Annotated in this window: 12 protein-coding genes; 10 read left to right on the forward strand and 2 right to left on the reverse strand. The window is 65.0% G+C overall.

The genetic code is table 11. The features are described 5' to 3' along the window. Positions 1 to 67: 67 nt before the first annotated feature. From ppc to CKW13_RS08370, 7 genes are all read left to right on the forward strand, one after another. Positions 68 to 2,698 (forward strand): phosphoenolpyruvate carboxylase, encoded by a 2,631-nt coding sequence (ppc, locus tag CKW13_RS08340; protein ID WP_095108110.1) that lies wholly within the window; start codon positions 68 to 70, stop codon positions 2,696 to 2,698. Between the two features lie 278 nt (positions 2,699 to 2,976). Next, a complete protein-coding gene (gene adk / locus CKW13_RS08345; protein WP_095108111.1) occupies positions 2,977 to 3,624 on the forward strand; it encodes an adenylate kinase in 648 nt (215 codons plus the stop codon). Between the two features lie 89 nt (positions 3,625 to 3,713). Then, positions 3,714 to 4,388 (forward strand): tRNA (adenosine(37)-N6)-threonylcarbamoyltransferase complex dimerization subunit type 1 TsaB, encoded by a 675-nt coding sequence (tsaB, locus tag CKW13_RS08350; protein ID WP_095108112.1) that lies wholly within the window; start codon positions 3,714 to 3,716, stop codon positions 4,386 to 4,388. A gap of 150 nt (positions 4,389 to 4,538) precedes the next feature. Continuing rightward, a complete protein-coding gene (locus tag CKW13_RS08355) occupies positions 4,539 to 4,835 on the forward strand; it encodes a hypothetical protein (protein WP_095108190.1) in 297 nt (98 codons plus the stop codon). Continuing rightward, positions 4,832 to 5,692, forward strand: a complete 861-nt coding sequence (locus CKW13_RS08360) for a DUF72 domain-containing protein (RefSeq protein WP_095108113.1) — start codon at positions 4,832 to 4,834, stop codon at positions 5,690 to 5,692. The genes CKW13_RS08355 and CKW13_RS08360 overlap by 4 nt, the downstream gene beginning before the upstream one ends. A gap of 23 nt (positions 5,693 to 5,715) precedes the next feature. Further along, positions 5,716 to 6,543 (forward strand): oxaloacetate decarboxylase, encoded by an 828-nt coding sequence (locus CKW13_RS08365; RefSeq protein ID WP_095108114.1) that lies wholly within the window; start codon positions 5,716 to 5,718, stop codon positions 6,541 to 6,543. Between the two features lie 6 nt (positions 6,544 to 6,549). Further along, positions 6,550 to 7,245 carry an extensin family protein gene (locus tag CKW13_RS08370; protein ID WP_095108115.1) on the forward strand — a complete coding sequence of 232 codons (696 nt, stop codon included), beginning with the start codon at positions 6,550 to 6,552 and terminating at the stop codon, positions 7,243 to 7,245. Between the two features lie 14 nt (positions 7,246 to 7,259). On the opposite strand, the gene CKW13_RS08375 is transcribed toward CKW13_RS08370, so the two are convergent. Beyond that, positions 7,260 to 7,883 carry an energy transducer TonB gene (locus tag CKW13_RS08375; protein WP_095108116.1) on the reverse strand — a complete coding sequence of 208 codons (624 nt, stop codon included), beginning with the start codon at positions 7,881 to 7,883 and terminating at the stop codon, positions 7,260 to 7,262. 92 nt (positions 7,884 to 7,975) lie between these two features. On the opposite strand from CKW13_RS08375, the gene CKW13_RS08380 reads away from it, so the two are divergent. Further along, a complete protein-coding gene (locus CKW13_RS08380) occupies positions 7,976 to 8,767 on the forward strand; it encodes a class I SAM-dependent methyltransferase (RefSeq protein WP_095108191.1) in 792 nt (263 codons plus the stop codon). Between the two features lie 10 nt (positions 8,768 to 8,777). Here the strand turns inward: CKW13_RS08380 and CKW13_RS08385 are convergent, their stop codons facing one another. Beyond that, entirely contained in the window at positions 8,778 to 9,416 is a 639-nt protein-coding gene (locus tag CKW13_RS08385; protein WP_095108117.1) for a TetR/AcrR family transcriptional regulator, read from the reverse strand. A 93-nt stretch (positions 9,417 to 9,509) separates the two neighbouring features. Here CKW13_RS08385 and CKW13_RS08390 point away from each other — a divergent pair, with 93 nt between their 5' ends. Continuing rightward, complete coding sequence (locus tag CKW13_RS08390) at positions 9,510 to 10,610, forward strand: efflux RND transporter periplasmic adaptor subunit (protein ID WP_095108118.1); 1,101 nt, start codon at positions 9,510 to 9,512, stop codon at positions 10,608 to 10,610. A gap of 6 nt (positions 10,611 to 10,616) precedes the next feature. Continuing rightward, positions 10,617 to 13,688: an efflux RND transporter permease subunit gene (locus CKW13_RS08395; protein WP_095108119.1), complete on the forward strand. Its 3,072-nt coding sequence runs from the start codon at positions 10,617 to 10,619 to the stop codon at positions 13,686 to 13,688. Positions 13,689 to 13,865: the final 177 nt, after the last annotated feature.

Here is a 13,865-nt window from a genome sequence, read left to right on the forward strand (position 1 = left end):
AGAACCCGGCAGCGGCGGCACTCTGGCGCCTTGTCCATCGCCCCCGAGCCTGCTGGAGAAACCGTAGATGACCGATATTGATGCGCGCCTGCGCGAAGACGTTCACCTGTTGGGTGAGCTGTTGGGCAACACCATCCGGGAACAGTACGGGGAAGGCTTTCTCGACAAGATCGAACAGATTCGTAAAAGCGCCAAGGCCGACCGCCGGGGCGCCGTGGACGCGCAACTGAGCGCCACCCTCGGCCAGTTGAGCGAAGACGAGTTGCTGCCCGTAGCGCGGGCGTTCAACCAGTTCCTCAACCTGGCCAACATTGCCGAGCAGTATCAGTTGATCCACCGGCGCGACGACTCGCAACCGGCGCCGTTCGAGGACCGGGTGCTGCCCGAACTCCTCGCCCGCCTGCTGGCCGAAGGCCATGGCGCCGAGGCCCTGGCCCGGCAATTGGGGCGCCTGGACATCGAACTGGTGCTCACCGCCCACCCCACGGAAGTGGCGCGCCGCACCCTGATCCAGAAGTACGACGCCATCGCCTCCCAATTGGCCGCCCAGGATCACCGCGACCTGACCCGCGCCGAGCGCGAGCAGATCCACCAGCGCTTGCAGCGGTTGATCGCCGAGGCCTGGTACACCGAAGAAATCCGCCGCACCCGGCCCACCCCGGTGGACGAAGCCAAGTGGGGCTTTGCGGTGATCGAGCATTCGCTGTGGCACGCCATCCCCAATTCCCTGCGCAAAGCCGACCAGGCTCTGTTCGCCGCCACGGGCCTGCATTTACCCCTCGAGGCGGCGCCGATCCGTTTCGCCTCGTGGATGGGCGGCGACCGCGACGGCAACCCCAACGTCACGGCACCGGTGACCCGCGAAGTGCTGTTACTGGCGCGTTGGATGGCGGCGGATTTGTTCCTGCGCGACATCGAACACCTGGCCGCCGAGTTGTCCATGCAGCAGGCCAGCGATGAGCTGCGTGCCCGCGTGGGCGACAGCGCCGAACCCTACCGCACCCTGCTCAAGCAACTGCGCGATCGCTTGCGCGCCACCCGGCAATGGGCCCAGGCCTCGCTGGCCGAGAACGTGCCGGCGCCGGCCGAGGTGCTGCACAGCAACCGCGACCTGCGCGAGCCGCTGTTGCTTTGCTACCAATCCCTGCACCAATGCGGCATGGGCGTGATCGCCGACGGCCCGCTGCTCGACTGCCTGCGCCGCGCGGTGACCTTTGGCCTGTTTTTGGTACGCCTGGACGTGCGCCAGGATTCCTCGCGGCACACCGCGGCCATGACGGAGATCACCGACTACCTGGGCCTGGGCCGCTACGGCGACTGGAGCGAAGACGACCGCATCGCCTTTTTGCTGCGTGAACTGAGCAACCGCCGGCCCCTGCTGCCCGGCCACTTCAAACCGTCGGGCGAGACCGCCGAGGTGCTCGCCACCTGCCGGGAAATCGCCGCCGCGCCGGGGGCGTCCCTGGGCTCTTACGTGATTTCCATGGCCGGTGCGGCCTCCGATGTGTTGGCGGTGCAACTGCTGCTCAAGGAGGCCGGCGTACTGCGGCCGATGCGCGTGGTGCCGCTGTTCGAGACCCTAGCCGACCTGGACAACGCCGGGCCGGTAATCGAGAAACTGCTGCTGTTGCCGGGCTACCGCGCGCGCCTACAAGGGCCGCAGGAAGTGATGATCGGTTACTCCGACTCGGCCAAGGACGCCGGCACCACCGCCGCGGCCTGGGCGCAATACCGGGCCCAGGAACACCTGGTGGACATCTGCCGTGAGCAGCAAGTGGAACTGCTGTTGTTCCACGGCCGTGGCGGCACCGTCGGGCGTGGCGGCGGCCCGGCCCATGCGGCGATCCTGTCGCAGCCGCCGGGTTCGGTGGCGGGGCGTTTTCGCACCACCGAGCAGGGCGAGATGATCCGCTTCAAATTCGGCCTGCCGGACATCGCCGAGCAAAACCTCAACCTTTACCTGGCCGCCGTGCTGGAGGCGACCCTGCTGCCGCCTCCGCCGCCGCAGCCGGCCTGGCGCGGGCTGATGGACGAACTGGCCGCCGACGGCGTGGCCGCGTACCGCGCCGTGGTGCGCGAGAACCCGCAGTTTGTCGAGTATTTCCGCCAGTCCACCCCTGAGCAGGAACTGGGCCGTTTGCCCCTGGGCAGCCGCCCGGCCAAGCGCCGCGCCGGGGGCATTGAAAGCCTGCGGGCGATCCCGTGGATCTTCGGCTGGACCCAATCGCGCCTGATGCTGCCGGCGTGGCTGGGTTGGGAATCGGCCCTGAGCAAGGCCCTGGAGCGAGGCGAGGGCGAGTTGCTGGCACAGATGCGCGAACAGTGGCCGTTCTTTCGCACCCGCATCGACATGCTGGAGATGGTGTTGGCCAAGGCCGACGCGGATATCGCCCGCTCCTATGACGAGCGCCTGGTGGAGCCAGAGCTGCTGCCGTTGGGCGCGCATTTACGCGACCTATTGTCGCAGGCCTGCGCCGTGGTGCTGGGGCTGACCGGCCAGTCGCAACTCATGGCCCACAGCCCGGCGACGCTGGAATTCATCCGTTTGCGCAATACCTACCTGGACCCCTTGCACCTGCTGCAAGCTGAACTGCTGGCCCGTTCCCGGCAGCAGGAGACGGCCCAGGGCAGCCCCGTAGAACAGGCGCTGCTGGTGTCTGTAGCCGGAATCGCCGCCGGGTTGCGCAATACCGGCTGAGGAATCGGGAGTGGTGGTGGCGGGGCGCCCGGCGCGGGTTGCACGCCACTGCAACCGGCCATCGGCGGCGACTTCGTGGTCGGGTTGCGACTTGGCATACCCGCCCGCAAGAGCCACGGCGGCGGCGGTTCTTGCTACTTTCGGCGGCTTGTGTGGGCAGGGCCTGCTGTGTATCTTGAGCAGCCTTTGGCCGTTTGGGCGGCCACTACCCCCTTTTTCAGATTGGCCCCACGCGGCGAATCCGAGCGTTACTAAATAAAAAATTGAGGAGCACATCGATGCGCGTAATTCTGCTGGGAGCTCCCGGGGCCGGAAAAGGTACTCAGGCTAAGTTCATCACCGAAAAATTCAGCATTCCGCAGATCTCCACCGGCGACATGCTGCGTGCTGCGGTCAAGGCCGGCACCGAACTGGGCCTGATCGCCAAGAGCGTGATGGACAGCGGCGGCCTGGTGTCCGACGACCTCATCATCAACCTGGTCAAGGAACGCATCAGCCAGGCTGATTGCGCCAACGGTTTCTTGTTCGACGGCTTCCCGCGCACCATTCCCCAGGCTGAAGCCTTGGTGAAGGCTGGCGTCGAGCTGGACCACGTGGTGGAAATCGCCGTTGACGACGAAGAAATCGTCCAGCGCATCGCCGGTCGTCGTGTTCACGAGGCCAGCGGCCGCGTTTACCACACCATTTACAACCCGCCGAAAACCGAAGGCCAAGACGACGTTACCGGCGAGCCTTTGGTGCAGCGCAAGGACGACACCGAAGAAACCGTGCGTCATCGCCTCTCGGTCTACCATTCCCAGACCAAGCCGCTGGTGGAGTTCTACCAGAACCTGGCCGCCAGCCAGGGCAAACCCAAGTACAGCCACATCGCGGGCGTGGGTTCGGTCGAGGCCATTACCGGTAAAGTGCTTGAAGCACTGAGCTGATAAGCCTGATCGGCTTTATCGCCAACGGCCCGCTTGCGGGCCGTTGTTGTTTATACTGGCGCACTTTTTTCTCTGTGACGGAAACATCGATGAGCACCTTGCTGGCCCTGGACACCGCGACCGAAGCTTGCTCCGTCGCCTTGCTGCACGACGGCAAGGTGACGAGCCATTACGAGGTGATCCCGCGCCTGCATGCGCAAAAGCTGCTGCCGATGATCCAGCAATTGCTGGCCGAGGCGGGCACTACGCTGCAAGCGGTGGACGCCATTGCGTTCGGCCGCGGCCCAGGCGCCTTCACCGGTGTACGGATCGCCATAGGCGTGGTTCAGGGCCTGGCGTTCGCCTTGGAGCGCCCGGTGTTGCCGGTGTCCAACCTGGCGGTGCTGGCGCAGCGCGCCTTGCGCGAACACGGCGCCGTGCAAGTGGCGGCCGCCATCGATGCGCGCATGGACGAGGTGTACTGGGGTTGCTACCGCGCCATCGACGGCGAAATGCGCTTGGCCGGCAGCGAAGCGGTATTGCCACCGCAAGTGGCGGCATTGCCGGCTGACGCCAGTGGCGACTGGTTCGGCGCCGGCACCGGGTGGGGTTATGGCGAGCGCATTGGCGTCAGCCTGTGCGGCCAGGACGCGGCCATGCTGCCCCACGCCGAAGACCTGCTGACCCTGGCGCGTTTCGCCTGGGAACGGGGCGAAGCCGTCCCTGCCGACCAGGCCCAACCCGTGTACCTGCGCGACAAAGTGGCGACGCCCAAGGCCCGTTGAGCCGCGCAGCCCCGCCAATCGTCTGTTTTCCCGGCAATTTCCCTGCGGTTTTAAACCTTTTTGCCTTTCTGTGTTCTAGTTATCACTTGGGCATTTGCTTAGCGGCATGGGTGCCGCTAAATTGCCATCATTGATACCGGGCATGTGATTATGCGTATAGACGGCGTTTCATCCCAGGCGTACCCCATCAAACGCAAGCCGCGCAAGGCGAATGCGGTGGTGGACGAGGGTATCGAAGACATCGTCGACGCCGAGATCGAACTGGCCGACACCCCGGTGTCGGTACGCGGTGAAGCCCGCACCGCCAACCTGCCCGCCCGCCAACAAGACATGATCTTCCCGCGTACCATGAGCAAAAGCGTGGCCACCGCCCTGGCCAGCTACCTGACCACCGCCGGTTTCGTCGATTGGGACATGGAAGTGCTGGGGCTTGACCTGCACATCTGATGCTGCCTTATTACCTCGGTTGCCCGTCCTGGAGCGAAAACGCCTGGCGCGAGTACCTGTACCCGCAAGATGCCCGCCCCGCACAGTTTCTCGAACTCTATAGCCAGGTCTTCAACGCGGTCGAAGGCAACACCACTTTCTATGCGCGCCCGGCCGCCAGCACCGTGCAACGCTGGGCCGAGACAATGCCCGCGCACTTTCGCTTCACCGCCAAGTTCCCCGGCGACATCAGCCACGGCGGCGACCTGCGCGAACAACTGAGCGCCGCCGAGACCTTCGTGCAACTGCTCGGCCCCTTGGGCGAGCGGGTGTCGCCGCTGTGGCTGCAATTGCCTGCCGCGTTTTCACCGCAGCGCCTGGGAGAATTGGCTGGATTCATTGATGGCCTTGAACGGCCCCTGGCGGTGGAAGTACGCCATCGCGACTTTTTCGCCAAGGGCGACGCCGAGCGCCAGCTCAATCGCTTGCTGCTGGACCGTGGCGTGGAGCGCATTTGCCTCGACCCGCGGGCACTGTTCAGTTGCACCAGCACCGCGCCTTCGGTCCTGCACGCCCAGGCGAAAAAACCCAAGGTGCCGCCGCGCCCGGCGGCGTTCACCCAGTTCCCACAGGTACGCTTCATCGGCCATCCGCAGTTGGAAGCCAACGATCCGTTCCTGGTGCCTTGGGTGGAAAAAATCGCCACCTGGATCGAAGAAGGGCGCACGCCGTATATCTTCCTGCACACCGCCGACAACCTGCTGGCGGCCAAACTGGCCCAACGCTTTCATAGCCAGTTGATGGCACGGTTGCCTGGCATGCCCGCGCTGCCTGAGTTATACAGAGAACCCGCCGCGGAGCAGCTTGGCCTGCTCTGACGAACCCGTCGAAGGAGCTCGCCATGGACCTGCCTAACCAAACCCAACTCGCCCATGGGTTCAAGGCCCTGCATGAGGCGCACGGGGTGTTTGTGATCCCCAACCCCTGGGACGCCGGCTCGGCGAAAATGCTCGCCAGCCTCGGCTACCAGGCCCTGGCCACCACCAGCGCCGGGTATGCCTTTTCCCAGGCGCGCCCGGACGGCGGCTTGAGCCTGAACGACACCCTGGAGAACGTCCGCGCCATCGTCGCGGCCAGCCCCTTGCCGGTGGCGGTGGATTTGGAAAACGGTTTCGCCGACGCGCCCCAGGCCTGCGCTCAAGCCATTCTGGCGGCAAGCGAGGCGGGTGCGGTGGGCGGCTCCATCGAAGACGCCACCGGGCGTGCGGGTGACCCTATCTACCCCTTCGACTTAGCGGTGCAGCGTATTGAAGCCTGTGTCGCGGCGGCGCGCAGCCTGCCGTTCCCGTTTTTGCTGACGGCCCGTGCGGAAAACTTCCTGCATGGCCGCCCGGATCTGGACGACACCATCCGCCGCTTGCAGGCCTTTGCCGAGGCTGGCGCCGACGTGCTCTACGCCCCGGGCCTGCGCACCCCGCAAGAGGTGCTGGCGGTGGTGCGCGCGGTGGCGCCCAAACCGGTCAACGTGCTGATGTCCGGGGCGCTCAAGCTCAGCGTGACGCAGCTGGCCGAGATGGGCGTCAAGCGCATCAGTGTCGGTTCGTCCATGGCCCTGGCGGCCTACGGCGCATTTATGGCCGCTGCCCGGGAGATCCAGGAACACGGCACCTTCACCTACACCGACCGCTGCCTGCCTTACGCCCAGGCCAATCAACTGTTCAAGGGCTGACAAACGGTGCGAGTACTGAAAATCCTGCTACTGGCGGTTGTACTGCTGGGCGCCGCGTTGCTGGCGCTGTGGGCAGGCCTGCTGCCGGTGCCGCCAGCCTGGAACCCCTGGGCGCCGCTGGATGTGCGGGCCGCACCGAACCTGCTGACCCGCTTCAAGTTGCTGCGCCTGCGCGATGACCCGGCGCTGTGTGACCAGGTGCTCAAGGACGCGGGCCTGCGGGTGGCACGGCAAAGCGACAGCCCCGCCGCCACGTGCCCGTTGACCAACACGGTGCGGGTGCAGGGCGGCCCGGTGGCCCTGAGCAGCAGTTTCCTGGCCAGTTGCCCGTTGGCGGTGGCCTTTGCCCTGTTCGACCGCCATGCCCTGCAACCGGCGGCGCACGCGGTGTATGGCCAGAGCGTGGCGCGGGTCGATCACCTCGGCAGTTTCGCCTGCCGCAACATGTACCACCGCCAAACTGGCGCCCTCAGCCAACACGCCCGGGCCAATGCCCTGGATATCGCCGGGTTTCGCCTGGCGGACGGGCGCGCCATCAATGTGCTCAAGGATTGGCCGGGGGAGGGCGCCGACGCGCAGTTCTTGCGGCGGGTGCACGAAGGCGCGTGTGGCCTGTTCAGCGTGGTGCTCGGCCCCGATTACAACGCGGCCCATCGCAACCACTTCCATCTGGACGTGGGGCCGTGGTGGGTGTGCCGTTAAGGGCGTAGCGCAGGTCAGGCGGCGAGGCGCAGGTTGTTCAGAATCAGCGGGCGCGCCCAGCCGATGTCGTAGTTGAGTTGCTTCTGCTGCTCGGCCAGTTCTTCGGCGGCGAAGGCCGGCGCCGGTTTGTCCAGCAACTCCAGTTCGAACTCGGCAATCGGCAGTAACAGCGGCCGTGGCTGAGGCGCCGGGCCGGGTTCTGGAATCGGTTGGCCGGCGTTGAGGACAATAGGGCGCACCCAGCCACTGTCGAAATTCTGCTGTTGCTGTTGGGCGACGATTTCGTCGTCCGGGTAGGGCGGCGCGGGTTTGTCCAGCAGCTCCACTTCAAACTCGGCAATGGGCAGGAACAGTGGCTCGGGCGGGCGGATTTCGGTGTCCTGCACGTCGCATTCGCGCTGGGTGAGGATGTGGCTGAGCAGGTCGGCGCCGGCGGTGGGTTCGAGGGGGCCCTCGATGTCCACCGGTTCCAGCGGCTTGATCGTATTCGTCGCGCTCCCTTGCTGCTCGGCCAGGGCCCGGGCAAAAAAATCTTGCCACAGGTGGCTGACGCCGCTCAGTGCTTGGGAGTTGCGTAGGCCGTAGTCGCCGTGGGGCGAGATAAAGCCTACGAATGTGCTGGGAATAATCTCTGACATTTGTCTCGGTCGACGTTCAGCTCTGGCAAAATGCCCGATAGTTTTGTTATCGGCCGTTTTTGCCGATCATTAATTTTTTGGGCGTGTTTTCCATGATTGAACAACCCGCGGCCTGCCGCATCATCGTCCAGGCACTGGACGAGGCGTTCGCCGAACAGGCCCGGCACTGGGCCGGCCAACTGGATTTACCCCTGGCCCTGGAGGACGCCGAGTTCGCCTTGCAGGTTGGCGCCCAGGGTTTACAGCTGCAACAGCTGGGGCCAGACGCGCCGGGGCCGGTGCGGGTGGATTTCGTCGAGGGCGGCGCGGCCCATCGGCGTTTGTACGGCGGCGGCAGTGGGCAGATGATCGCCAAGGCCGTGGGTGTGGGCCAAGGCGTGCGCCCGCGGGTGCTGGACGCCACGGCGGGGCTGGGCAAGGACGCCTTCGTGCTGGCCAGCCTAGGCTGCGAGATGAGCCTGATCGAGCGCCAACCGTTGATCGGCGCCTTGCTGGAGGATGGCCTGGCCCGTGGCGCTGAGGATTTTGAGGTGGCGCCGATCGTTGCGCGCATGCGCCTGCTCAAGGGCAACTCGATCGACGTCATGGGCCGCTGGGAAGGCGAACCGCCCCAGGTGATCTACCTGGACCCGATGTTCCCGCACCGTGAGAAAACCGCCCTGGTGAAGAAGGAAATGCGCCTGTTTCGCCCCTTGGTGGGCGACGACCCGGACGCCCCGGCCCTGCTGGCCGCCGCGCTGGCCCTGGCCAGCCACCGGGTGGTAGTCAAGCGCCCGCGCAAAGCGCCGTGCATCGCGGGGCCCAAGCCGAGCCATTCGCTGGACGGCAAATCCAGCCGCTACGACATCTACCCGAAAAAAGCCCTCAAACCCCAGCTGTTGTAGCAAGCGGCCGTCAGTCGGGGCGGTAGGCGCGCATGAACAGCGCGACGACGTCCTGCACGTGGGCCTCGGCCGCCGCGCCGACCACTGGCCCGCCGCAGCCCAGCAGCAGGCGAAAGTTCGCCGCGCCCTTGAGCAGGCAGAAGAAGTGCTCGGCCGCGACCCGTGGGCTGGCGATGCGCAGGGCGCCGATCTGATCGACTTTGGTCAGCAGCCGTTCCATGCCGTTGAGCACCCGTTGCGGCCCTGCCTCGAAGAAAATCTGCGGCAACTGGGGGTCTTGGCTGCCCAGGGCCATGATGAGGCGGTGCAGGTTGACCGAATCCTCGCCGTTAATCAGTTGGTGAAAGCCGCGAGCGATGTTCAACAGCACCTGTTCGATGGGCGCGCCGTCGGGCAATTCGAAAAACAGCGTAGGCAACTGCTCTTCGCACTTGGACATGACGGCGCACGACAGCAGCGTCTCCTTGTCGTTGAAGTGGCTGTACACCGTGAGCTTCGACACACCGGCCTCTGCTGCCACCGCATCCATGCTGGTGTTGGCGTAGCCGTTGCTCAAAAACAGCTTTTTCGCCGCATCAAGGATGGCCTGGCGTTTGGCCAGGTCTTTGGGACGGCCGGGGCCGTTGGGGGCAGAAAGATTGTTCGACATTTTTCGCTTTATTACTGGACTGGTGAGTTTGCTATTAATAACATACCGGCAAGTATAATTATTCCTAGCACCATTAGCGAAAGGTCCTTCACCATGTTCCGCTATGTCCTGCCCCTTGCTTTGCCTGCCAGCCTGGCACTTTTTTTGTCTGCGTGCGGCCATGAAGAACCCGCACAAGTCGTGGTGCGCCCGGCCATGGTGGTTCAGCCAGAGCCTTCGGCCCAGGCCATGGACAGCTACCCCGGTGAGGTGAGGGCGCGCTACGAGCCGGACCTGGCGTTCCGCATCGGCGGCAAGGTCAGCCGACGGCTGGTAGATGAAGGCGAGCGGGTCAAGGCCAACCAGCCCCTGGCCGAACTCGACCCCCAGGACGTGCGCCTGCAACTGGAAGCCGCCCGCGCCCAGGTCGCGGCCGCCGAGGCCAACCTGAGCCTGGTGCGTGCCGAGCGCGACCGCTACAAGACCCTGATGGACCGGCAGATGGTCAGCCGCTCGCAATACGACAACGCCGAGAACCTCTACCGCTCCGGCGAGGCGCGCCTCAAGCAGATCAAGGCCGAATTCGACGTGTCCAACAACCAGGCCAGTTATGCGGTGCTGCGTGCGCCCCAGGACGGTGTGGTGGTGCGCCGCGCCGTGGAAGTCGGGCAAGTGGTGTCGGCCGGGCAAACGGTGTTCACCCTGGCCACCGATGGCGAGCGCGAAGTGCTGATTAGCCTGCCGGAGCAGAGTTTTGGCCGTTTCAAGGTCGGCCAGGACGTCTCGGTGCAGTTGTGGACCCAACCGGGCCAGGCGTTCGCCGGGCGCATCCGCGAGTTGTCGCCGTCGGCCGACCCCAAGTCGCGCACCTTCGCCGCGCGCATCACCTTCACCTCCGGCAAAGTCCCCGCCGAGTTGGGCCAGAGTGCCCGCGTGTCGATTCAGGGCGAAGGCGCGGTGCCACTCTCGGTGCCGCTGTCGGCGCTGACCGCAGAAAACGACCAGACCTACGTCTGGCGCGTGGACGCCAACAACGTACTCAAGCGCACCGCCGTGCGCGTCGGCCCGTTTGGCGAAAAAAGCGTGCCGGTGCTCGAAGGCCTGAACGCCAGCGATTGGGTGGTGGCAGCCGGGGTGCATGTGCTTCACGAGGGCCAGCAGGTGCGGCCCGTGGATCGCTCCAACCGCTCGGTTAACCTGGCGGCCAAGGAGTAGTCCTCGATGGGTTTCAATCTTTCCGCGTGGGCGTTGCGTAATCGCCAGATCGTACTGTTCCTGATGCTGTTGCTGGCGGTTGTTGGCGCCTTGTCCTACACCAAGTTGGGGCAAAGCGAAGACCCGCCGTTCACCTTCAAGGCCATGGTCATTCGTACCCAATGGCCCGGGGCCACGGCCGAGGAAGTTTCGCGCCAGGTTACCGAGCGCATTGAAAAGAAGCTGATGGAAACCGGCGAGTACGAGCGCATTGTCTCGTTCTCGCGCCCCGGCGAATCCCAGGTGACCTTCATGGCCCGCGACTCCATGCACTCGGTGCAGGTGCCGGAGCTGTGGTACCAGGTGCGCAAGAAGATCAGCGACATCCGCCACACCTTGCCACCCGGTATCCAGGGGCCGTTTTTCAACGATGAATTCGGCACCACCTTCGGCAATATCTACGCCCTGACCGGCAGCGGTTTCGACTACGCGGTGCTCAAGGACTACGCCGACCGCATCCAGATCCAGCTGCAACGGGTCAAGGACATCGGCAAGGTCGAGCTGCTGGGCTTGCAGGACGAGAAGATCTGGATCGAGCTGTCCAACCTCAAACTCGCCACCCTCGGCCTGCCTTTGGCTGCGGTGCAGCAGGCCTTGCAGGAGCAGAACGCGGTGTCTACTGCCGGGTTTTTCGAGACCAGCAGCGAGCGTTTGCAGCTACGGGTGTCGGGGAATTTTCAGACGGTAGAAGAGATCAAGTCCTTCCCGATCCGCGTGGGTGATCGCACGTTCCGCATCTCCGATGTGGCGGATGTGCGTCGCGGTTTCAACGACCCGCCCGCGCCGCGCATGCGCTTCATGGGCGAAGACGCCATTGGCCTGGCCGTGGCCATGAAAGAGGGCGGCGATATCCTGGTGCTGGGCAAGGCGCTGGAAGTGGAGTTCGCCCGCGTCCAGAAAAACCTCCCCGCCGGCATGGAGTTGCGCAAGGTTTCCGACCAACCGGCAGCGGTGAAGACCGGCGTCGGCGAGTTCGTGCGGGTGCTGGTGGAGGCCCTGGTGATCGTGCTGCTGGTGAGCTTCTTCTCCCTCGGCGTGCGTACCGGCATGGTGGTGGCCCTGGCGATTCCGCTGGTGTTGGCCATGACCTTTGCCAGCATGTATTACCTGGGCATCGGCCTGCACAAGATCTCCCTCGGTGCTCTGGTGCTGGCGTTGGGCCTGCTGGTGGACGACGCGATCATTGCGGTCGAGATGATGGCCATCAAGATGGAGCAGGGCTACGACCGCATCAAGGCCGCCAGCTACGCCTGGACCAGCACCGCGTTCCCCATGCTCACCGGCACCCTGATTACCGCGGCTGGGTTCCTGCCGATTGCCACCGCGCAGTCCGGCACCGGCGAGTACACCCGTTCGATTTTCCAGGTGGTGACCATCGCGCTGCTGGCCTCCTGGGTCGCGGCCGTGGTGTTCGTGCCGTACCTGGGCGAGAAGCTGCTGCCAGACCTGGCCAAGCTGCACGCCGCCAAGCACGGCACCACCGATGGCGCCACCGACCCTTACGGCACGCCGTTTTACCAGCGCGTGCGGCGGGTGGTGGAGTGGTGCGTGCGCCGGCGTAAAACGGTGATCGGCCTGACTATCGTGTTGTTCGTCGCCTCGGTGGTGCTGTTCCGCTTCGTGCCCCAGCAGTTCTTCCCGGCCTCCGGGCGGCTGGAGCTGATGGTCGACCTGAAACTGGCCGAGGGCGTGTCCCTGAGCAACACCGCCGAGCAGGTCAAGCGCCTGGAAGCCTTGCTCAAGGACCACGCCGGCATCGACAACTATGTGGCCTACGTGGGCACCGGTTCGCCGCGTTTCTACCTGCCCCTGGACCAACAACTGCCGGCGGCGAGCTTCGCCCAGTTCGTGGTGCTGGCCAAGACCATCGAAGACCGCGAAAGCCTGCGCACCTGGCTGATCGAGACCCTCAACGAGCAGTTCCCGATGATGCGCTCGCGGGTTACGCGCCTGGAAAACGGCCCGCCCGTGGGCTACCCGGTGCAGTTCCGGGTGACCGGCGAGCACATCGAAGAGGTGCGCGCCCTGGCCCGCAAAGTGGCGGCCAAGGTGCGCGAGAACCCCCATGTGGTCAATGTGCACCTGGATTGGGAAGAACCGAGCAAAGTGGTGTACCTCAACATCGACCAGGACCGCGCCCGCGCCCTGGGCGTGAGCACCGCCAACTTGGCCAAGTTCCTGCAAAGCTCGCTCACCGGGTCGGCCGTCAGCCAATACCGCGAAGACAACGAGTTGATCGAGATCCTGCTGCGCGGCACCGTTCACGAACGCACTGAGCTGTCGTTGCTGCCAAGCCTGGCGGTGCCCACCGATAACGGCAAAAGCGTGGCGCTGTCGCAGATCGCCACCCTGGAGTACGGCTTCGAGGAAGGCATCATCTGGCACCGCAACCGCTTGCCCAACGTCACGGTGCGCGCCGATATCTACGACAAAGAGCAACCGGCCACCCTGGTCAAGCAGATCCTGCCGACCCTGGAGCCGATCCGCGCCGAACTGCCAGATGGCTATTTGCTGGACGTGGGTGGCACGGTGGAAGACTCCACCCGTGGGCAGAACTCGGTGAAGGCCGGCGTGCCGCTGTTCATCGTGGTGGTGCTGACCCTGCTGATGCTGCAACTGCGCAGCTTCTCGCGCACCTTCATGGTGTTCTTGACCGCGCCATTGGGGTTGATCGGGGTGACGTTGTTCCTGATGGTGTTCCGCCAGCCGTTCGGCTTCGTGGCCATGTTGGGCACCATCGCGTTGTCGGGGATGATTATGCGTAACTCGGTGATCCTGGTGGACCAGATCGAGCAGGACATCAAGGCCGGGTTGCGCCCATGGCAAGCCATCATCGAAGCCACGGTGCGGCGTTTCCGTCCCATCGTGCTTACCGCCCTGGCGGCGGTGCTGGCGATGATCCCGCTGTCACGCAGCGTGTTCTTCGGGCCGATGGCAGTGGCCATCATGGGTGGCCTGATCGTCGCCACGGCCCTGACCCTGCTGTTTTTGCCAGCGCTGTATGCGGCGTGGTTCAGGGTCAAGAAGGAAGCCGCCTAAAGGCCGCAGGCCCTTGTGGTAGCCACCTCTGTGGGGCGGGCTTGCTCGCGATAGCGATCTGATAGCCGACAGGGATGTTGGCTGTGCTGCCGCCATCGCGGGCAGCGCCCGCCCCACAGTTGAACTGTGGGGCGGGTGGCTCTGTGGGAGCGAGCCTGCTCGCGATGGCGGCACGCA

It is taken from the genome of Pseudomonas sp. Irchel 3E20 (genome assembly GCF_900187645.1).
Lineage (GTDB): Bacteria > Pseudomonadota > Gammaproteobacteria > Pseudomonadales > Pseudomonadaceae > Aquipseudomonas.